This is a genomic window from Microbacterium sp. (assembly GCF_031988965.1).
In the GTDB taxonomy this organism is placed as follows: Bacteria; Actinomycetota; Actinomycetes; order Actinomycetales; family Microbacteriaceae; genus Microbacterium.
This window is the reverse complement of the sequence record NZ_DALZXX010000001.1, coordinates 1-18,526: the sequence shown is the minus strand read 5'-3', so window position 1 is coordinate 18,526 and position 18,526 is coordinate 1. Positions and strand designations below refer to the sequence as shown.

At 67.3% G+C, this 18,526-nt stretch carries 20 protein-coding genes and 1 pseudogene; 5 read left to right on the top strand and 16 right to left on the bottom strand.

Translation table 11 applies throughout. From position 1 onward, the window contains the following. Positions 1 to 7: 7 nt before the first annotated feature. The 8 genes from RTM68_RS00105 to RTM68_RS00070 all read right to left on the bottom strand — a co-directional run bounded on the left by RTM68_RS00105 (position 8) and on the right by RTM68_RS00070 (position 8,056). Positions 8 to 316, bottom strand: coding sequence for a helix-turn-helix domain-containing protein (locus tag RTM68_RS00105; protein ID WP_045280478.1), 309 nt, complete (start codon positions 314 to 316; stop codon positions 8 to 10). A 141-nt stretch (positions 317 to 457) separates the two neighbouring features. Further along, positions 458 to 940, bottom strand: a complete 483-nt coding sequence (locus RTM68_RS00100; protein WP_312167187.1) for a CinA family protein — start codon at positions 938 to 940, stop codon at positions 458 to 460. After that, on the bottom strand, positions 937 to 1,509 hold the full coding sequence (gene pgsA / locus RTM68_RS00095) for a CDP-diacylglycerol--glycerol-3-phosphate 3-phosphatidyltransferase (protein WP_312167184.1): 573 nt from the start codon (positions 1,507 to 1,509) through the stop codon (positions 937 to 939). Before pgsA ends, RTM68_RS00100 begins: the two co-directional genes overlap by 4 nt. After that, positions 1,509 to 4,238 (bottom strand): DNA translocase FtsK, encoded by a 2,730-nt coding sequence (locus RTM68_RS00090; RefSeq protein ID WP_312167181.1) that lies wholly within the window; start codon positions 4,236 to 4,238, stop codon positions 1,509 to 1,511. Before RTM68_RS00090 ends, pgsA begins: the two co-directional genes overlap by 1 nt. An 80-nt stretch (positions 4,239 to 4,318) precedes the next feature. Next, complete coding sequence (locus RTM68_RS00085; protein ID WP_312167179.1) at positions 4,319 to 4,813, bottom strand: GNAT family N-acetyltransferase; 495 nt, start codon at positions 4,811 to 4,813, stop codon at positions 4,319 to 4,321. Between the two features lie 65 nt (positions 4,814 to 4,878). Continuing rightward, positions 4,879 to 6,555 carry a ribonuclease J gene (locus RTM68_RS00080; RefSeq protein ID WP_312167177.1) on the bottom strand — a complete coding sequence of 559 codons (1,677 nt, stop codon included), beginning with the start codon at positions 6,553 to 6,555 and terminating at the stop codon, positions 4,879 to 4,881. 68 nt (positions 6,556 to 6,623) lie between these two features. Next, positions 6,624 to 7,601: a 4-hydroxy-tetrahydrodipicolinate synthase gene (gene dapA, locus RTM68_RS00075; protein ID WP_312167175.1), complete on the bottom strand. Its 978-nt coding sequence runs from the start codon at positions 7,599 to 7,601 to the stop codon at positions 6,624 to 6,626. A gap of 29 nt (positions 7,602 to 7,630) precedes the next feature. Continuing rightward, complete coding sequence (locus RTM68_RS00070; RefSeq protein ID WP_312167172.1) at positions 7,631 to 8,056, bottom strand: EF-Tu/IF-2/RF-3 family GTPase; 426 nt, start codon at positions 8,054 to 8,056, stop codon at positions 7,631 to 7,633. Between the two features lie 36 nt (positions 8,057 to 8,092). On the opposite strand from RTM68_RS00070, the gene RTM68_RS00065 reads away from it, so the two are divergent. After that, on the top strand, positions 8,093 to 8,635 hold the full coding sequence (locus tag RTM68_RS00065; protein ID WP_312167170.1) for an NUDIX hydrolase: 543 nt from the start codon (positions 8,093 to 8,095) through the stop codon (positions 8,633 to 8,635). Between the two features lie 19 nt (positions 8,636 to 8,654). On the opposite strand, the gene RTM68_RS00060 is transcribed toward RTM68_RS00065, so the two are convergent. Genes RTM68_RS00060 through RTM68_RS00050 form a run of 3 tightly spaced genes read right to left on the bottom strand, consistent with a single transcriptional unit; the run spans position 8,655 to position 10,698 of the window. After that, positions 8,655 to 9,416: an SDR family oxidoreductase gene (locus tag RTM68_RS00060; protein WP_312167167.1), complete on the bottom strand. Its 762-nt coding sequence runs from the start codon at positions 9,414 to 9,416 to the stop codon at positions 8,655 to 8,657. Further along, entirely contained in the window at positions 9,416 to 9,892 is a 477-nt protein-coding gene (locus tag RTM68_RS00055) for a dihydrofolate reductase (RefSeq protein WP_312167164.1), read from the bottom strand. Before RTM68_RS00055 ends, RTM68_RS00060 begins: the two co-directional genes overlap by 1 nt. Next, the gene (locus RTM68_RS00050; RefSeq protein WP_312167161.1) at positions 9,889 to 10,698 is read right to left on the bottom strand and encodes a thymidylate synthase; all 810 of its coding nucleotides are present in this window, start codon (positions 10,696 to 10,698) and stop codon (positions 9,889 to 9,891) included. Before RTM68_RS00050 ends, RTM68_RS00055 begins: the two co-directional genes overlap by 4 nt. A gap of 95 nt (positions 10,699 to 10,793) precedes the next feature. Here RTM68_RS00050 and RTM68_RS00045 point away from each other — a divergent pair, with 95 nt between their 5' ends. The 3 genes from RTM68_RS00045 to RTM68_RS00035 all read left to right on the top strand — a co-directional run bounded on the left by RTM68_RS00045 (position 10,794) and on the right by RTM68_RS00035 (position 12,272). Continuing rightward, positions 10,794 to 11,204, top strand: coding sequence for a thioredoxin family protein (locus RTM68_RS00045; RefSeq protein WP_312167159.1), 411 nt, complete (start codon positions 10,794 to 10,796; stop codon positions 11,202 to 11,204). A 22-nt stretch (positions 11,205 to 11,226) separates the two neighbouring features. Further along, positions 11,227 to 11,760 (top strand): DUF4395 domain-containing protein, encoded by a 534-nt coding sequence (locus RTM68_RS00040; protein ID WP_312167157.1) that lies wholly within the window; start codon positions 11,227 to 11,229, stop codon positions 11,758 to 11,760. Positions 11,761 to 11,846: 86 nt separating this feature from the next. Beyond that, positions 11,847 to 12,272 carry an OsmC family peroxiredoxin gene (locus tag RTM68_RS00035; RefSeq protein ID WP_312167154.1) on the top strand — a complete coding sequence of 142 codons (426 nt, stop codon included), beginning with the start codon at positions 11,847 to 11,849 and terminating at the stop codon, positions 12,270 to 12,272. Between the two features lie 6 nt (positions 12,273 to 12,278). Here RTM68_RS00035 and RTM68_RS00030 read toward each other — a convergent pair whose 3' ends face one another. The 5 genes from RTM68_RS00030 to RTM68_RS00010 form a co-directional block, all read right to left on the bottom strand. Further along, positions 12,279 to 12,713 carry a hypothetical protein gene (locus tag RTM68_RS00030; protein WP_312167151.1) on the bottom strand — a complete coding sequence of 145 codons (435 nt, stop codon included), beginning with the start codon at positions 12,711 to 12,713 and terminating at the stop codon, positions 12,279 to 12,281. Then, positions 12,713 to 13,453 carry a 4-hydroxy-tetrahydrodipicolinate reductase gene (gene dapB, locus RTM68_RS00025; protein ID WP_312167148.1) on the bottom strand — a complete coding sequence of 247 codons (741 nt, stop codon included), beginning with the start codon at positions 13,451 to 13,453 and terminating at the stop codon, positions 12,713 to 12,715. Before dapB ends, RTM68_RS00030 begins: the two co-directional genes overlap by 1 nt. An 85-nt stretch (positions 13,454 to 13,538) precedes the next feature. Further along, positions 13,539 to 14,141 (bottom strand): histidine phosphatase family protein, encoded by a 603-nt coding sequence (locus RTM68_RS00020; protein WP_194764202.1) that lies wholly within the window; start codon positions 14,139 to 14,141, stop codon positions 13,539 to 13,541. 80 nt (positions 14,142 to 14,221) lie between these two features. After that, entirely contained in the window at positions 14,222 to 15,250 is a 1,029-nt protein-coding gene (locus RTM68_RS00015; RefSeq protein ID WP_194764203.1) for an aldo/keto reductase, read from the bottom strand. Between the two features lie 216 nt (positions 15,251 to 15,466). After that, complete coding sequence (locus RTM68_RS00010; RefSeq protein ID WP_312167142.1) at positions 15,467 to 17,743, bottom strand: polyribonucleotide nucleotidyltransferase; 2,277 nt, start codon at positions 17,741 to 17,743, stop codon at positions 15,467 to 15,469. A 326-nt stretch (positions 17,744 to 18,069) separates the two neighbouring features. Here RTM68_RS00010 and RTM68_RS00005 point away from each other — a divergent pair. Then, positions 18,070 to 18,526: pseudogene (locus RTM68_RS00005) on the top strand (UDP-glucose 6-dehydrogenase); the annotation flags it as partial.

Below are 18,526 nucleotides of genomic sequence, written 5' to 3'. Positions count from 1 at the left end.
GCGCCGCTCAGCGCAGCGAGAGCTCTGGTTCGACCGAGGCCACGAGGTCGTCGGGGACGACATCGGGGAACACCTGGATTCCTTCGAGAACCGAGATGCGGTCGCCGACCTCGCGCATGATGGTGGAGATGGGGACATCGAGTGCATCGGCGACAGATGCGAGGATCTCGCTCGACGCTTCCTTCTGTCCGCGCTCCACCTCGCTGAGGTAGCCGAGCGCAACTGACGCCTTGCTCGCGACCTGACGAAGGGTGCGTCCCTTCTGCAGGCGGAAGTCCCTCAACACGTCACCGATTTCCTGCCGTACGAGAATCATCGGAACCTCCTCCCAGATCGCCTCTCGGGGCCATCCCCCGATCGAATCGCCAGTCTAGTCGCACTGACCTTCACAGAACCTACCTTTGCACGCTGTGCTTTGGGTGTGAGCACATAGACGAGAACCACGCGGTGGCGCCGACTATTCCCGCATCACCCGGTCGAGCAGCGCCAGCACCGCATCCACCGTCTGCGCCCTGATCTCCGCCCGCTCGCCGTCGAACAGGAACGCCTCGCTCTGCGACATGTCCGGGGTCACGACCGCGACGTGCACAGTACCGACGGGTTGTCCGTCCGGTGAATCGGGCCCGGCGATTCCGGTGGTCGCGATGCCCACATCCGCTCGCCGACCGTCGACCCGGACGGCATCACGCACACCGTCCGCCATCTGCACTGCGACCTCCGCATGGACAGGCCCGTGCGCACGCAAAAGCTCCTCGTCGACCCCCAGCAGAGTGTGCTTGACGGGTGTCGCGTAAGCGACGACGGCTCCGTTCAGCACAGCGGATGCTCCGGGAACGGCCACGAGTTCCGAGGCGACGGCACCACCCGTCAAGGACTCCGCGACACCCAGAGTCCAGCCGCGCGCTGCCAGGGCGGCGAGGGCCGAGGCAGCGACCGTCATGACTGTCGGGATCCTCGCACCTGCGCGACGATGTAATCGATGCCGCTCGCCACGGTGAGGATGAGCACGATGACCATCAGGACGAGCGTGACGATCACCCACGCATCGATGCCGATGAACACGTGCAGCGGGAGAACCGCCCACGAGAGAGCCACTCCCTGAACTGCGGTCTTGATCTTGCCCATCCACGCGGCGGCGACCACGTGCTCCTTCGCGACCACGAGCCTGTGAACTGTGATCCCCCACTCCCGGATCAGGATGATGATCACGATCCACCAGTCGAGCTCACCGAGCACAGCGAGCCCGATGAACCCCGCCCCGGTCAGAAGCTTGTCGGCGATGGGGTCCCAGAGCTTGCCGAAGTCGCTGACGATCTCGTAACGCCGTGCGAGGTACCCGTCGACCCAGTCAGTGGAGATCGCGACGATGAAGAGCACCGCAGCGACCCACCGCACTGCGATGTCATCGAGGCCGTACGTCCCTCCGAGCAGGAGCAGCACGAAGAAGACGACGGCGAGCGGAATACGCGCCACCGTGATCGCATTGGGCAGCTGCCGAGGAATGGCCATCAGTCGCGTCCCGTCAGGCCCCAGGCGTCTTCGTCGCCCTCGGCTTCGACGACGGGGAGTCCCTCGAACTGGGACTCGACGGGGTCGTGCGCGGCCGCTCCCGCACCGGTCGTGGCGCCGGACGCCGGAGAAGCGGGCGCCGGCGACGCCGCAGGAGCGTCGTCGCCGCGGAGCTTGGCCATCACCTGCGGAAGCTGCTCCACGGTCGCCAGCACGTCACGCGCCTTCGAGCCTTCGGATGGGCCGACGATCTCCCGGGACTCGAGCAGATCCATGAGACGCCCGGCCTTGGCGAAGCCCACGCGCAGTTTGCGCTGCAACATCGACGTCGAACCGAACTGCGACGAGATGATGAGTTCGGCAGCGGCGAGCAGAAGCTCGAGATCGTCTCCGATGTCCTCGTCGACCTCTTTCTTCTTGGTCGGCTCCATCGCCTCTGCCACATCCGAGCGGTAGTCCGGTCGCGCCTGACGGGTCACGTGCTTGACGACCGCGTCGATCTCCTTCTCGTCGACCCACGCTCCCTGCAGGCGGAACGGCTTCGACGAGCCCATGGGTGAGAACAGAGCGTCACCCTGACCGATGAGCTTGTCGGCGCCGGGGCTGTCGAGGATCACGCGGCTGTCCGTGACGCTCGTCACGGCGAAGGCCAGACGCGAGGGCACGTTCGCCTTGATCAGACCGGTCACGACGTCGACGCTGGGTCGCTGGGTGGCGAGCACCAGGTGGATCCCCGACGCACGGGCGAGCTGGGTGATACGCACGATCGAGTCCTCGACGTCACGCGGCGCGACCATCATCAGGTCGGCGAGCTCGTCGACGACGACGAGCAGATAGGGGTAGGGCTTGAGAACCCGCTCGCTGCCCACCGGGACCTCGACCTCTCCCGCCCGGACCGCCCGGTTGAAGTCGTCGATGTGACGGAAGCCGAACGACGCGAGGTCGTCGTACCGCATGTCCATCTCCTTCACGACCCACTGCAGCGCCTCGGCTGCCTTCTTGGGGTTCGTGATGATGGGGGTGATGAGGTGCGGCACTCCCGCGTAGCTCGTGAGCTCCACGCGCTTGGGGTCGATCAGCACCATTCGCACGTCCGACGGCCGCGCGCGCATCAGCAGGCTCGTGATCATCGAGTTGACGAAGCTCGATTTACCGGAACCGGTGGAACCGGCCACGAGCAGGTGCGGCATCTTCGCGAGGTTCGCGGTGACGAAGTTGCCGCCCACATCCTTGCCGACGCCGATCGTGAGCGGATGGGTGTTCTTCAGCGCGGCCTGCGAGCGGAGGACGTCACCGAGCGCGACGGTCTCGCGGTCCGTGTTCGGGATCTCGATCCCGATCGCGCTCTTGCCCGGGATCGGCGACAGGATGCGCACGTCGTTCGACGCGACCGCATAGGCGAAGTTGTTGCTGAGCTGGAGGATCTTCTCGACCTTGACGCCGTGACCGACCTCGACCTCGTACTGGGTGACCGTCGGACCGCGGGAGAATCCGGTCACCTTGGCGTCGACGTTGAACTGCGAGAGCACGCTCGTGATCTGCTCGACGATGCGATCGTTGGCCTCAGACCGCGCGACCGACGGTGGGCCCTCGGCGAGCACCCCGGGCGACGGAAGGATGTAGGGGGCGGCGGGCGCCTGTGGTCCGCGGTCGCCCGGACCGTCGGTGCCGAAGCCGTCGAGACCCGGGAGCTCCGGCATCTCGCCCGTGTCGGATTCGTCATCGAGCAGCGCGGTCGTCTGCTGCTCGGCGAGAGCGTCGGTCACGGACCGCACGTCGGACAGGACCTCGGTGGCGGCGTCGGACGAGACGGCAGGGTTCACCACGGTGACCGCCTGATCGTACGCCGGTGTCGCGTCGGTGGTGGTCAGGAGCGCGGTGATGTCATCGGAGCCGAGGGTGCCCTCGTCGGGGTCCTCCTCGCGACCGGTCTTGTTCCGTCGCCACCACGGCAGCACATCGGGGTCGTCGACCTTGTCGGCGTCATCGATCGCCGCAGGCTCCTTCGCGGGCTTCTCGACACGCTCGGCGTCGAACATCCACGCGTACAGGTCACCGAGACGATGACCGATGCGGTTGGGGGGTGTCTTCGTCAGGATCAGCACACTGAGGATCGCCAGCAGCGAGAGCAAGATGTACGCCGGGATCGTCGTCAGATAGCTCAGCGGCTGCCCGATGATCCAGCCGAAGAGACCGCCCGCGGCGCTGAGAGCGACCATGCCCTGTTGAGGCTGCGGGAGTCCCCCCGCGACGTGGCAGAACCCTGCGAGGGTGATCATCAGAAGGCCGAAGCCGATGCCGATCCGCCCGTTGTCGTGAACGGATGAAGGGTGTCGGAAGAGCCAGCCCGCGAGGATCAGCAGCAGCACGGGGAAGATGAAGGCCATTCGGCCGATCAGGAGACCGACCGAGTATGCGCTGATGTTGGTCGCGACCTCGTTGCCGATGAAGAACCATTCGTTCACCGCACCGGCGATCGCGAGAAGCACCAGGAGCAGGGGGAACCCGTCGCGCCGGTCGTCCTTCTCGAGTGTCTCCGGCCCGAACGCGCGGAAGATCCCGCCCACCGCGTGAGCGATCCCGCCCCACGCGCGGACGATCACCGGGGGCTTGTCGAGCTCGTCGATGTACTTCTTCGGCGCGGCCTGAGCCTTCGGCGCGGCCTGCCGCTTGGGCCGAGGCGTGGCGCTGTCGGACGCGCGCGCTGATTTCGTGGTGCTCCTGGCCATGCTCTCACGTTACGGCCAGCAGCCGACAATGCCCCTCAATGACGCGGCATTCCGCGGTCTTCGACACCCGCAGGCGCACATCACGACACGCGATGCACCATCGTGTCACGAGCGGGTCCACTGTCCGTGACGAGGAATCCCTCGGACCTGTACAGACTCCGGGCGAAGTTGTCGCGCTCCACGCTGAGGCTGATCCGCGCGTGCCCCTGCTCGCCGGCATGGACGAGGAGGCGACGCAGCAGCGTACGGCCGACCCCATGCGCCCGCCAGATCGGCTGCACACCGATGATCAGTTCAGGTACCGCCGTGCCCGCGAAACCGAAGCCCGGGTCGTCCTGCGCCAGCATCCGATACCAGGCCGCACCGATCGGTTGCCCGCCTGAATCGACGGCGATGAATCCGGCGTCCGCCGGGCGCATCCACCCCGCAAGGTATCTGCGGTGTTCGACGGACGTCAGGATCTCATGCCGAGCCCGGGCTCCACCCGAGCGCCAGTTCGCCGCCTCGACGACCATGTCGCCGAGAAAGCTCCCGTCAGCCTGCACGGCGGGTCTGATCGAGTAGGCGTCCGACATGCACAGAGCATACGGTGCGCGCGTTACGGTCGAATGTCGCTCGACTGTGAACGTTCGTCCTCGGGTCAGGCCTCGATGACCAGCGGGACGATCATCGGGCGGCGGCGGAGCTTCTGGTTCACCCAGCGACCGATGGTGCGGCGGATGACCTGCGAGAGCGCATGCGTGTCGCGCACACCGTTGCCGGACGCTTCCTTGAGCGCGGCGACGATCTTCGGCGTGACGTCGTCGAACACCGAGTCGTCCTCGGCGATACCTCGCGCGTGGATCTCGGGGCCGGAGATGATACGTCCGGTCTGCGCATCCACGACGACGATCACCGAGACGAAGCCCTCCTCGGCGAGGATACGGCGGTCCTTGAGGTCGGCGTCGGTGATCGCGCCGACGGTCGAGCCGTCGACGTAGACGAAGCCGAGGTCGAGCTGTCCGACCACACGAGCGTCGCCGTCCTTGAGGTCGATCACCGTGCCGTTCGAGGCGATGATCGTGCGCTCCTCCTCGACACCGGTGTCCTGCGCGAGCTTCGCATTCGCGATCAGGTGGCGGTACTCGCCGTGCACGGGGAGTACGTTCTTCGGCTTGAGGATGTTGTAGCAGTAGATCAGTTCACCGGCAGCGGCGTGCCCCGAGACGTGCACCTTGGCGTTGGCCTTGTGCACGACGTTCGCGCCGAGCTTCGTGAGGCCGTCGATCACTCGGTAGACGGCGTTCTCGTTGCCGGGGATCAGGCTCGAGGCGAGGATGACGGTGTCACCGGGACCGGGCTCGATCGCGTGATCGAGGTTCGCCATGCGACTGAGCACCGCCATCGGCTCGCCCTGCGACCCCGTGGACATGTAGACGATCTTGTCGTCGGGAAGGTCGCGGGCCTTCTTGTAGTCGATCAGCAGCCCGCTCGGCACCTTCAGATAACCGAGATCCTCGGCGATCGTCATGTTCCGCAGCATGCTGCGTCCGAGCAGCGCGACGCGGCGCCCGTGCGCATGAGCCGCATCGAGCACCTGCTGCACGCGGTGCACGTGGCTGGAGAAGCTCGCCACGATGACACGGCGCGGCGCCTTGCCGATGACCTGGTCGAGCACGGGTCCGATCGAGCGCTCGGTGGGCGTGAATCCGGGTACGTCGGCGTTGGTCGAGTCGACGAGGAACAGGTCGACTCCTTCCTCGCCGAGGCGCGCGAACGCGCGGAGGTCCGTGATCCGACCGTCGAGCGGAAGCTGGTCCATCTTGAAGTCGCCGGTGGCGAGCACCAGGCCCGCGGGCGTGCGGATCGCGACAGCGAGCGCGTCAGGGATCGAATGGTTGACCGCGACGAACTCGAGGTCGAACGGACCGACCTGTTCGCGCTGCCCTTCCTTCACGGTGAGCGTGAAGGCCTTGATGCGGTGCTCCTTGAGCTTCGCCTCGACGAGAGCGAGCGTGAGGCCCGATCCGATGACGGGGATGTCGCTCTTCAGACGGAGCAGGTAGGGAACCGCGCCGATGTGGTCCTCGTGACCGTGGGTCAGAACCACTCCGACGATGTCGTCGAGGCGCCCCTTGATCGGTTCGAAGTCGGGCAGGATCAGATCGACGCCCGGCTGGTGCTCTTCGGGAAAGAGCACGCCGCAGTCGACGATCAGGATCTTGCCGTCGAACTCGAAGATCGTCATGTTGCGGCCGATCTCACCGAGACCGCCGAGCGGAGTGACCCGCAGCGTCCCCTCGTCGAGTGCTGCGGGTTCTGCGATCGGGGTGGACATGGTGTCTCCTCAGTCGGACACTCCACGCGTCCGTTCGTTCGTTGTGACGCGGCTCACCGCGCCGGGTGTCAGCGGGTCGTGCCGTGCACCTTCGGCAGGGCGCCGCCCGCGGCCGCATTGCGGTCGGGACGGAAGTTGGAGAAGTCTGCGCCGGGAACGTCCTTCACGAGATCGAGCTCGTCCTCGATGAGGGCGGCCTCCCACTCTTCGGGACCGACGAGCGGCAGACGGACGCGCGGGCTCGAGATACGACCGAGTCCGTGCAGGATGTACTTCGCGGCGACGGTGCCGGGCACGTGCGTCATGACGGCGCGCACGAGCGGCTCGAGGCGCTTGTGCTCGGCGGTCGCGGTGGCGAGGTCGCCCCGGTTCACCGCATCGATGATCGTGCGGTACGGAGTCGCCGCGATGTTCGCCGTCACGCCGATCAGGCCGGTGGCACCGATCGCGAGGTGCGGGAGCACGTTCGCGTCATCACCGGAGAAGTACATGAGGTCCGTCTGGTTGAGGACACGGCTGACCTCGGAGAAGTCGCCCTTGGCGTCCTTCACCGCGAGGATGTTCGGGTGCTTCGCGAGCCGCAGGATGGTCTCGTACTTGATCGGCACTCCGGTGCGACCGGGGATGTCGTAGAGGATCACCGGCAGATCCGTGGCATCGGCCACCAGACGGAAGTGCGTGAGGATGCCGGCCTGCGTCGGCTTGTTGTAATACGGCGTGACGATCATGATGCCGTCTGCGCCGGCCTTCTCGCTGGCCTTGTACAGCTCGATCGCGTGAGCGGTCTCGTTGGACCCGCCACCCGTGATGATCTTGGCGCGACCGGCCGACACCGACTTGCCGATCTCGACGAGCTTGAGCTTCTCGGGGTCCGTCAGGGTCGAGGTCTCGCCGGTCGTTCCCGTCACGACGATTCCGTCAGCACCGGCGGTGATGACGTCATCGATGTGCTTCTCGACGGCGGGCCAATCGACTTCACCGTCGGCCGTCATCGGAGTGACGAGCGCGACGAGAACCTGTCCGAAAGGGTTGCCCGAGTGCGTCATGACCCCAAGCGTATCGGTTCGCGTGCCGCTCACCCAGACGGGAGGGGACGGATGACGTCACCGCGTTCGATGTCGACCTTGCCCGTCAGCACCAGCCCCGCCATGTCCCCGGTCGTCACCTCGCTCACCGTCCTGCGGAACATCTCGATTCCGGCGACCGACGTCGTCGCGTGTGGCGCGCCCTGGCGGACCACGTCGACATCGTCGCCGACGCGCAGGACTCCCGCTCGAACCGTCCCCGTGGCGACGATCCCGCGTCCCGTGATCGTGAAGACGTCCTCGACGACGAACTCCCCGATTCCCGTCGCTGCGCTGATCGTCGCCGACGCACGCGGTGCCGCTTCTGACCCCCCGGTCAGCGCAGACAACCGATTCGCCTCCGCCTCGTTGTAGCGGCGAAGCGTCTCATTCGCATCCTCCGCGCCGCGCGCCCTGCGTCCGAAGAGCCATCCCATGCTTCCGATGATACGAAGACGCCTAGGCTCGGATCCATGGCATGGGTGACGCACGGGACCACGACCGTCTACGCGAACGACTGGATCTCCGTCCGAGAGGATCGCGTCACGGGCCCCGGCGGCGAAGGCATCTACGGAGTCGTGACCATGCGCCAGCCGGCCGTGTTCGTCGTCGCGCTCGATGATCGGGACCGCGTGTGCCTCGTCACCCTCGAGCGCTATACGACGGGACGATCGATCGAGGTGCCTGCGGGCGGCAGCGATGGCGAAGAGCCCCTTCTCGCCGCGCGACGGGAACTCCTCGAGGAGACCGGTCACGTGGCAGCGGACTGGACGCCGTTGGGCGCGATGAACGCGCTCAACGGCATCGCCGACGCCCCGGAGTACGTCTTCCTGGCGCGCGGACTGTCGCGTACCGAGGACTCGGCGTCCAGCTCGCAGGAGGAGGAAGGGATCGACGCCGTCAGCTGGGTGCCCTTCGGCGAGGTTCTGGAGATGATCGCGGACGGGCGGATCAGCGACGGGGAGACCGTCGCCGCCATCGCTTATGCCGGCATCCGACTCGGCCGATTCCACTGATCGACCCCCCTGCCGCGCGTCAGACTCGCCCTCGCCGAGCGACTCCCGAGGTCACTGAGTCCGGCAGCACGGCCGCAAGCATCACGATCGCCCGATACCGGAACGACGGGATCGACACCGACCTGCCGCGCGCTGCATCGCGAAGCCCCTCTCGCACCACGTCGCGCGCATCGAGCCACATGAAGGCCGGAACCCCCTCCTGGCCGGGAGGGAGCCCCATCCGCTCGTGGAACGACGTGTGGGTGAAGCCGGGGCACACCGCAGTCACGCTCACCCGGTCTCGGGCGTACTCGAGATTCGCCCAGCGGCTGAATCCGATCAGCCAGGCCTTGCATGCCGAGTACGTCGAGCGCGAGATGAAGCCGGCGACCGATGCGACGTTGATGATGCGCCCGCCGCGACCGCGCATGGTCTGGAGCGCAGCGTGCATGAGACGCATCGACGCCTCGACATGCACACGGAGATGACGCACCTCGTCGTCGACGTCGTTGTCGGCGAACTGCAGCGGGAGTCCGAACCCTGCGTTGTTCACGAGCAGGTCCACCGGATCCGAGGTGTCGCGCAGTCGGGCGGCCACGCGCTCGACGTCACGCTCATCTGCCAGATCGGCGACCAGCACTTCGACGGCCACGCCGAACTCGCTCCGGATCTCGGAGGCGATGTGATCCAACGCCTCGACGGATCGAGCGACGAGGATCAGGTCGGCCCGTCGACGGGCGAGCTGGCGTGCGAATTCGGCTCCCAGCCCGGCGCTCGCTCCCGTGATGAGCGCGGTGGGCATCAGCGCTCGTATCCCAGGAACCGATAGCGGATCCCGGTGCGAGAGGTCTGCCACTGCCCCTCGTCGACCACTCGCCATCCTGCCTTCGACGGAGCGTGCGCGTCGCCGTCGACATCGAGGTCCAGTTCGGTGACCTCGAGACGGTCGGCATCGGCGATCACGAGTCGGAAGATCTCGGCCCCGCCGATGATCCAGACCTTCTCCTGCCCCCGCACCGCCTCGACGACCGACGCCGCACGACGAGCACCGACCGCGGACCAGTCCTGCTGGCGTGTGATGACGATGTTCTCGCGCCCCGGCAGGGGTCGGAACCGCTCGGGGAGCGAATCCCAGGTCTTGCGCCCCATGATCACCGGGGCGCCTGACGTGATCTCCTTGAAGTGCGCGAGATCCTCGGGCACATGCCACGGCATGCCACCCTCGGCGCCGATCACACCGTCATGCGCCTCGGCCCAGATCAGGCCCACCCAGGTCACACCGCCACCGCCGCCCGGATCGCTGCGTGGTGCTGGTAGCCCTCGACGACGAAGTCGTCATAGGCGTAGTCGAAGATCGTCTCGGGCTTCCGCGCGAAACGCAGAGTCGGATACGGATAGGCGTCTCTGCTGAGCTGCTCGCGCACCTGATCGAGGTGGTTGTCGTAGATGTGGCAGTCGCCGCCCGTCCAGACGAAGTCGCCGGGCTCGAGCCCGACCTGCTGAGCGACCATCAGCGTCAGCAGCGCGTAGGAGGCGATGTTGAAGGGTACGCCGAGGAACAGGTCGGCGCTGCGCTGATAGAGCTGGCAGGACAGCTTGCCGTCCGCGACGTAGAACTGGAAGAGGGCGTGGCACGGAGCGAGCGCCATGTCAGGGATGTCCGCAGGGTTCCATGCCGACACGATCAGGCGTCGGGAATCGGGAGACGTGCGGATCTGGTCGATCACGTCGCTCAGTTGGTCGATGCTCTCGCCGTCGGGCGACGGCCACGACCGCCACTGCACTCCGTAGACGGGGCCGAGGTCGCCCGAGGCGTCCGCCCACTCGTCCCAGATCGTGACGCCGTTGTCCTGCAGCCACTTCACGTTGGAATCGCCCCTGAGGAACCAGAGCAGCTCGTAGGCGATCGACTTGAAGTGCACGCGCTTCGTCGTGATCAGCGGAAAGCCCTGCGACAGGTCGAAGCGGATCTGCCTGCCGAAGACGCTGGTGGTCCCCGTGCCGGTGCGATCCGACTTGTGCGTGCCGGACTCCAGCACGTCGCGGAGCAGATCTTCGTACGGCGTCGGGACGGCTGCGCTCATGTCCCCCAGACTACCGCGCGCTGGGACGGCGAGTCCGGTCGTCACGATGCGACACATCGACCCTCGCACCCGCCGCACGACCGTATCCTCGACCCATGTCCCCCGCACTCGCGCTCGGAATCGCTGCGGCGCTCGTCGTGCTCGCCGCGGCGGTCGGTGTCACGCTGCGCCTCCTGGACGGACGACGCCAGAACGGCGGACATCTCCGATTCGATCCGGCCGACGCGGCAGCCGACCTCGGCTCTCGCGCGACTCTCGTGCAGTTCAGCACCGAGATGTGCACACGCTGCCCGCAGGTACGGCGGATGCTCACCGGCTACGCCTCTGCGGACGGGGACGTACGGCATCTCGAGGTGGATCTGACGCATCGCCCCGACCTCTCCGCGAGGTACAAGGTCATGCAAACCCCCACGACGTTCGTCGTCGACGCGTCCGGAGCTGTCCGCGCACGGTTCCACGGCGTACCCCACCGTCACGCCCTCGACGAAGTTCTCACGTCCGTCTGAGACAGGAAGGATCAGAACAGAGATGACCACACCCGCAGGCATCGATCCCCGCGGCCCGCGCTTCGCAGCCACGATCACCGCCGTTCTGCTGCTCGCGGCCACCTTTCTCGGCCTCATCGGCATCTCGACGGCGAGGTCGTTCGGCACCTCCTCCGACACCTGGGCGATCGTCGCGGCGTCACCGGGACAGCGTGCTCTCGACCCCGCGTTCCTTCTCACGGTCGTGATCGCCCTGCTGTTCGTCTGGAGCGTGGTCTCCCCCGCGACGGCGCCCTGGGGTGTCGTGTTCCGCAGGTTCGTGCGGCCTCGCCTCGCACCGCCCACCGAACTGGAGGATCCGCGTCCCCCGCGCTTCGCACAGGGCGTCGGGCTCTTCGTCGTCACGATCGGAGTGGTGCTGCACCTGGTCGGCGTGCCGTGGGCGCTGCCCATAGCGACGGCCGCCGCCTTCATCGCCGCTTTCCTCAACGCCGCATTCTCGTTCTGCCTCGGCTGCCAGATCTATCTGCTGCTGCAGCGCGCCGGCGTCCTCGGGCGCGCACCCTCGGCCGCCTGAGCGCGGTTCCGCCGCACGCTCCCGGTCGATAGGCTGGCCACCACAGCCCACCGCACATCCCGCGGCGCGCGAGAACCGGAGGAATCATGCCCGTCACCAGTGAAGCCACGACCACCTGGACCGGATCCCTCGCGGAGGGCTCGGGCACCGTCGCCTTCTCCACGTCGAAGCTCGGCACCTTCCCGATCAACTGGAAGGCCCGCAGCGAGGGCAGCGACACCACCACCACACCGGAAGAGCTGATCGCCGCAGCGCACGCCTCGTGCTTCAGCATGGCGCTCTCTCACGCGCTCTCCGAGAACGGCACCCCGCCGGAGCGCGTCGACACCAGCGCGTCCGTCACCTTCAAGCCAGGCACGGGCATCACCGGCAGCCACCTCAACGTCAACGCCGTCGTGCCCGGCATCGCTGCGGAGGCATTCCAGGAGATCGCCGCGGGAGCCAAGGTCGGCTGCCCGGTGTCGCAGGCACTGGCCGGCATCGAGATCACGCTCGAGGCCACACTCGCCTGAGCCGGATCAGCCTCGAGCGAGGCGAATCGCCTCGCGGATGCTGGCGCGGGCGTCTTTGCGACGCCCGGCCGCATCCTGCACGACGCCGAGGCGGTAGCGGGCTCGCCAATCGCCGGGCGCCGACGCAACCGCGTCGGCATAGCGTGCGATCAGCGGGTCTGCGTCTGCGCGCGCGATTCGACCACTCGGAGTGAGCTCGCTCTCGGCCACAGGCATGCCGCCCTCAGCATCGAGTTCACGCCCGAGACGATCGGCGCCGAACCCGAACTGCATCTCGCGGACGAGCGCCCAGGCGCCGATCGGCGCCAGCACGATCAGTGCGATCCCCATCCCGATCGAGACCGTGGTGCCCACCGCGAAGAACATCACTGCGAGCCAGACGCACACGGCGAGGTAGACCAGCAGTGCCCCGGCCATGAGCGCCACGCCGATCCGTGACATCACGAGCGGATGCCGATGTCGATCATGTTCTCGAGTCCGACGACGACACCGGTCGATGTCGCCGCGAACGGAACGGCGATGCGGATTCCTGGTGCGTACGCGAGGGCGGGCTCGACCGTGTCATGCGTGAAGGTCAACGACTCGCCGGGTCCCGACAGGATGACCTCCTGCTTGGCGACGACGCCGGGACGACGGAGGGAGTGGATCGGCACGCTGCCCACCTGCTGACCGCGGGCCCTCTGGTCGGCGTGCGGCGCACTGACCGGCCCCAGCTCGGCCCGCGCTGCCGCGATCAGCTCAGCAGTCCGCACGGCGGTGCCGCTGGGTGAATCCACCTTCTTCTCGTGGTGCGCCTCGACGATCTCGACCGATCCGAAGTACGGTGCGGCGGCCGCGGCCAGCGCGGAGCCCAACACCGAACCGAGCGAGAAGTTCGGGATGAAGACGATCCCTGTTCCGGAGTCCTCGACCAACGGGCGTACCAGCGCGATGCGCTCCGCAGACCATCCGGAGGTCGCGACGAGCACGTTGATGCCACGCTCCACGGCGGCGCGCACGACGTCGACGCTCACCTGAGGCGTGGTCGCGTCGATCACGAGATCGGCACCATCGAGCTCGGCGAGGTCGCTCTGAGAGGTGAGCACTCGGTTCACCTCGAAACCCTCGAGCTCGTTCACCACTGCGTGGATGATCGAGCCGAGCTTCCCGGTCCCGCCGACGAGAGCTACCTGAGTGGTCATGCGTTCAGTCTATTTCTCGACGGGAGCGTGTCCTCGCTCCCGCTCGGCGCGGCGAGCGAGAGCGCAGACGGGCGTCGTCCGAGGCTCAGACCGGCATGTGATCGGGGATGCCCGTGCGCAGTTCCACCGGCAGGTGCCCGGTGTCGTTGTGCGTCAACAGCGTCCAGGGACGCCCCTGCTTCTGGGCGATCACGGTGAGCCCGCAATGGGCCTGGTTCAGAGTCATCCATCGCCACTCCGGCGCCCCGAGCACCTCACGCACGAACCACGAGATCACGAAGTTGTGCGTGATCAGCACCTCGTGGACATCACCCGGCTTGCGAACCAGGAACTCGTTGACCGCGTCGAACATCTGCGCCCGTCCGGCTTCGATCTCGGCGTCGGTGACCGAGCCGAAGAAGGGCTCATACGCGGCAGGGGTCTCTTCGGTCATTCCGGTCGGCACGCAGTCGAACAGCAGCGCAGTGGCTTCCGGATCGACCGATGGCAGTCGCTCGGCGATGGCGCGCGCCGTCTCAGCCGCGCGCAGGAGGGGCGAATGCCAGACGGCGTCGAGCGGAAGCCCCGAGAGACGATCGGCGATCAACTCGGCCTGGCGCTGGCCCCGCGGCGAGAGCGGACCGTCGGTGAGGCCGTGCTCGGCATCCTGGTGCTCGCCATGCCTGACCAGATATATGTAATGCGTCACTCACTCGCTCGCTTCATCGACAGCGTCCTCCGGAATCCCCTCCACCCTATGCCAGGTATGTGACGGGGGTGTGTCGACGCTCAGTTACCGGCTCGAGTGAGGTCGGCGATCTGCACGCGCGACAGCGCGACACCCGCACCCTGCATGAGCTCGTCGACATGCTCGGCGGCGAACGCGTTCACGATCGGAGCGACGACGGTCCTCTGCGCGAGCAGCCAGGCGATCGACACCGCAGCGACGGGGAGCGCGAGCTCGGCGGCGACCTGATCGAGAGCCTTCAGCACCTTCGTGCCGCGTCGGTTGAGGTTGCCGCGCAGCTGCTCGCCACGCACGCTGCGCGAGGTGAGCGACTTGGTGCGGTGACGCCCGGAGAGGAACCCGTGCTCCAGGGCGTGGGAAGGCGTGACCGCGAGGTTCTGAGCGCCCGCGACGAGTCGGAGATCGCCCTCGAACGCCTGGCGGCGGATGAGGTTGTACGGGGAGTCGATGACCTCGACGCGCGGGTAGCCGGCGGAGGCGAGGATGCGGGCCTCGACGAGACGCTCGGGGGCGAAGCCGTACGCACCGAGCGCGCCCACTTTGCCTGCCTCGACGAGCCACTCGACGGTCGCCAGGGTGTCTTCGAGATTCGTCGTCGCGTCGAGCGTGGCATCGAGGTAGAGGACGTCGATGCGCTCCACACCGAGACGCGTGAGCGAGCCTTCGACCGCGCGGACCAGGTTGGTGGACCCGAGACCGGGATTGTCGGCGTGCGCACCGATCCTGACGCTGAGCAGCGCGCTCTCGCGTCGTCCGCGGGAACGGAGCCATTGCCCGATGATGTGCTCGCTTCGCCCGCCGGAGAACCCGTCTGCCGTGTGGATGGCATTGCCACCGAACTCGACGTACCGATCGAGGATTCCGTGGCTGGTCTCGAGGTCGACGTTCCAGCCGAACTCGGCGGCTCCGAGCATCAGGGGGAACGTGTCGAACCCGGTCTCGCCGAGTGGGACGCGAATGCCCTCCCCTACCCCGGGACCGACGATCGGGATGGGAGCGGAAGGGTGCTCCGCGGCCTGTGCCTGCGCGCGCTCGGGCGGCGTCCCTGCGCCTACGCTGAACAACCGCATTTCCTCACCCCCGCGTCGATCGGTGCGATCCGATCTGCGTCACTGCCTTCGATGCACCCCCCGGTGCGTACTTCGAGGGTATTCGAGAACCGCGAACGCTCCGACCAATCCGTGGAACGGCGGGAAAACTTCCAATAACGGTTTGGTCACATCGGATACGACGAAGCCCGGATCGTCGTAGTGACGACCCGGGCTTCGTGTGCAGAGAGCTGTCGATTACTCGGCGGCGGCCTCTTCGGCAGGAGCGGCGTCCGCGGCGGGGGCGTCGTCGAGAACGGGCTCGAGCGACAGCTTGCCGCGGTCGTCGATCTTCGTGATCTTCACGAGGATCTTCTGACCGACCGACAGCACGTCGTCGACGTTCTCGACGCGCTTGCCACCGGCGAGCTTGCGCACCTCGGTGACGTGGAGCAGGCCGTCCTTGCCCGGGAGCAGCGAGACGAACGCACCGAACGTCGCGATCTTGACGACGGTTCCGAGGAACTGCTCGCCCACCTCGGGGTTGGTCGGGTTGGCGATCGCGTTCACCTGGGCACGGGCCGCCTCGGCCGAGGGGCCGTCGGTCGCGCCGATGTAGACGGTGCCGTCCTCCTCGATGGAGATCTGCGCGCCGGTCTCATCCTGGATCGCGTTGATCGTCTTGCCCTTCGGGCCGATCAGCTCGCCGATCTTGTCGACCGGGATCTGCACGCTGATGACGCGAGGCGCGGTAGGCGCCATCTCGTCGGGAGCGTCGATCGCGGCGTTCAGGACATTGAGGATCGTCAGACGCGCGTCGCGGGCCTGCGTCAGCGCGCCGGCGAGCACCGACGACGGGATGCCGTCGAGCTTCGTGTCGAGCTGGATGGCCGTGACGAACTCGCTCGTACCGGCGACCTTGAAGTCCATGTCGCCGAGCGCGTCCTCCGCGCCGAGGATGTCGGTGAGGGCGGCGTAGCGCGTCTCACCGTCGACCTCATCGGAGACGAGACCCATCGCGATACCGGCGACGGCTGCGCGCAGCGGCACACCCGCGTTCAGCAGCGACAGGGTCGACGCGCAGACGGAACCCATCGACGTCGAGCCGTTGGAGCTCAGCGCCTCGGAGACCTGACGGATCGCGTAGGGGAACTCCTCGCGGCTCGGCAGCACCGGCACGAGTGCGCGCTCGGCGAGGAAGCCGTGCCCGATCTCGCGACGCTTCGGCGAACCGACACGGCCGGTCTCACCGGTCGAGTAGGGCGGGAAGTTGTAGTGGTGCATGTAGCGCTTGCTCGTCGTGGGCGACAGCGAGTCGATCTGCTGCTCCATCTTGAGCATGTTCAGCGTGGTGACGCCCATGATCTGGGTCTCGCCGCGCTGGAAGATCGCCGAGCCGTGGACGCGCGGGATGACCTGCACCTCGGCGTCGAGCGGACGGATGTCCGCCAGACCACGGCCGTCCATGCGCACGCTCTCCGTGAGGATGCGGCCGCGGACGATCTTCTTCGTGACCGACTTGTACGCCGCGGAGAACTCGAGCGGGGCTCCAGCCGGCAGGTTGCCTGCCTCGACGGCTTCGATGAGCTGCGCCTTGACGCGGTCCTTGACCTCGTCGTCCTTGCCCTGACGCTCCAGCTTGTCGGCGATCTGGTAGACGTTCACCAGGTCGTCGTACGAGCGCTCGGCCACGAAGTCGTAGACCTCGCTGGAGTACGGCGGGAAGACCGGGTAGACGCCCGGCTCCTTCGCAGCGGTCGCCGCGAGCTCGGCCTGAGCCTTGACGAGCTGGGCGATGAAAGGCTTCGACGCCTCGAGACCCTGCGCGACGACGGTCTCGTCGGGCTTGGTGGCGCCGGCCTTGATGAGGTTCCAGCTGCCCTCGGTGGCCTCAGCCTCGACCATCATGATCGCGACGTCTTCGGTGCCGTCAGCCTTGGTGACGACACGACCGGCGACGATCAGGTCGAACACGGCCTCGCTGACCTGCTCGGCGGTCGGGAACGCGACCCACTGGTCGGCGTGCTCGCCGTGGCCCGGGATGAACGCGAGGCGCACACCGGCGACGGGGCCCGAGAACGGGAGACCCGAGATCTGCGTCGACGCGGAGGCGGCGTTGATCGCGAGGGCGTCGTAGAACTCACCGGGAGCGATGGAGAGAACGGTGATGACGATCTGGACCTCGTTGCGGAGGCCGTCGACGAACGACGGACGCAGCGGACGGTCGATCAGTCGGCAGACCAGGATCGCCTCGGTGGAGGGGCGGCCCTCGCGACGGAAGAACGAGCCGGGGATCTTGCCTGCTGCGTACGAACGCTCTTCGACGTCGACCGTCAGCGGGAAGAAGTCGAAGCCCTCGCGCGGGTGCTTGCCTGCGCTCGTGGCCGAGAGGAGCATGGTCTCGCCGTCGAGGTACGCGGCGACTGCGCCCTGAGCCTGCTGCGCGAGGCGGCCGGTCTCGAAGCGGATGGTGCGGGTGCCGAAGCGGCCGTTGTCGAGAACGGCCTCGGTGGCGGTGATTTCAGGACCTTCCAAGAGGTCTCTCCTTCTTTGTTTAGACTCGCGAATCCGTATGACGCGCGAGCGTGTTCATGAAGGAGCGGATGCGGCCGGATACGGGCGCGCGGGCATTCCCGCGAATGTCACCTGCGCTGGCCACCAGTAGAAAGCCACCCGACGACCCGCCGAGGAACCCACCACAGGGGACCAGCTCTCCGCCGATCGCTCCATGAGTCGATATGAAGTTGTGCGGCCGACAGACGTCGACCTCCCTCAGCCTACCAGCGGCACCACGAAAACCCCCGCGACCGCGCCCTCCGGATATCCGGACACGCCGCGGCCACGCGGCGTTCACCGGCCGGATGCCGACTCGTCGGGAGCATCCGCTGGGAGGGCATGCCGCCGATCTCCGATTCGTGGATGCGGCGGTCACCGCCCTCCTCCCCCACCTGCGCCGGGGCGATGTGGTCGCGGGAAAGTCGACGGTGCCGGTGGGAACCGCCGAGCGTCTGGCCGTCGAGCTGGCCGTTTGCGGGGCGGCCCTGGCGTGGAATCCCGAGTTCCTCCGCGAGGGGTGGGCGGTGCAGGACACGATCTCGCCTGATCGCCTCGTGGTGGGTGTTCCGCCCGGCGACGACGGCGAACGCACCGCCGATGTGCTGCGCGAGGTCTATCAATCCGCGATCGAGGCGGGAACCCCGTTCATCGTGACCGATCTGGCGACCGCCGAGCTCGTCAAGGGCGCGGCGAACGCCTTCCTCGCCACGAAGATCTCGTTCATCAACGCCATGGCCGAGATCGCGGAGGCCGCGGGTGCCG

Excerpts from the sequence above, each read along its gene's own strand:
- RTM68_RS00105 (WP_045280478.1), bottom strand. The coding sequence starts at position 316 with ATGATTCTCGTACGGCAGGAAATCGGTGACGTGTTGAGGGACTTCCGC.
- RTM68_RS00100 (WP_312167187.1), bottom strand. The coding sequence starts at position 940 with ATGACGGTCGCTGCCTCGGCCCTCGCCGCCCTGGCAGCGCGCGGCTGG.
- pgsA (WP_312167184.1), bottom strand. The coding sequence starts at position 1,509 with ATGGCCATTCCTCGGCAGCTGCCCAATGCGATCACGGTGGCGCGTATT.
- RTM68_RS00090 (WP_312167181.1), bottom strand. The coding sequence starts at position 4,238 with ATGGCCAGGAGCACCACGAAATCAGCGCGCGCGTCCGACAGCGCCACG.
- RTM68_RS00085 (WP_312167179.1), bottom strand. The coding sequence starts at position 4,813 with ATGTCGGACGCCTACTCGATCAGACCCGCCGTGCAGGCTGACGGGAGC.
- RTM68_RS00080 (WP_312167177.1), bottom strand. The coding sequence starts at position 6,555 with ATGTCCACCCCGATCGCAGAACCCGCAGCACTCGACGAGGGGACGCTG.
- dapA (WP_312167175.1), bottom strand. The coding sequence starts at position 7,601 with ATGACGCACTCGGGCAACCCTTTCGGACAGGTTCTCGTCGCGCTCGTC.
- RTM68_RS00070 (WP_312167172.1), bottom strand. The coding sequence starts at position 8,056 with ATGGGATGGCTCTTCGGACGCAGGGCGCGCGGCGCGGAGGATGCGAAT.
- RTM68_RS00065 (WP_312167170.1), top strand. The coding sequence starts at position 8,093 with ATGGCATGGGTGACGCACGGGACCACGACCGTCTACGCGAACGACTGG.
- RTM68_RS00060 (WP_312167167.1), bottom strand. The coding sequence starts at position 9,416 with ATGCCCACCGCGCTCATCACGGGAGCGAGCGCCGGGCTGGGAGCCGAA.
- RTM68_RS00050 (WP_312167161.1), bottom strand. The coding sequence starts at position 10,698 with ATGAGCGCAGCCGTCCCGACGCCGTACGAAGATCTGCTCCGCGACGTG.
- RTM68_RS00045 (WP_312167159.1), top strand. The coding sequence starts at position 10,794 with ATGTCCCCCGCACTCGCGCTCGGAATCGCTGCGGCGCTCGTCGTGCTC.
- RTM68_RS00040 (WP_312167157.1), top strand. The coding sequence starts at position 11,227 with ATGACCACACCCGCAGGCATCGATCCCCGCGGCCCGCGCTTCGCAGCC.
- RTM68_RS00035 (WP_312167154.1), top strand. The coding sequence starts at position 11,847 with ATGCCCGTCACCAGTGAAGCCACGACCACCTGGACCGGATCCCTCGCG.
- RTM68_RS00030 (WP_312167151.1), bottom strand. The coding sequence starts at position 12,713 with ATGTCACGGATCGGCGTGGCGCTCATGGCCGGGGCACTGCTGGTCTAC.
- dapB (WP_312167148.1), bottom strand. The coding sequence starts at position 13,453 with ATGACCACTCAGGTAGCTCTCGTCGGCGGGACCGGGAAGCTCGGCTCG.
- RTM68_RS00015 (WP_194764203.1), bottom strand. The coding sequence starts at position 15,250 with ATGCGGTTGTTCAGCGTAGGCGCAGGGACGCCGCCCGAGCGCGCGCAG.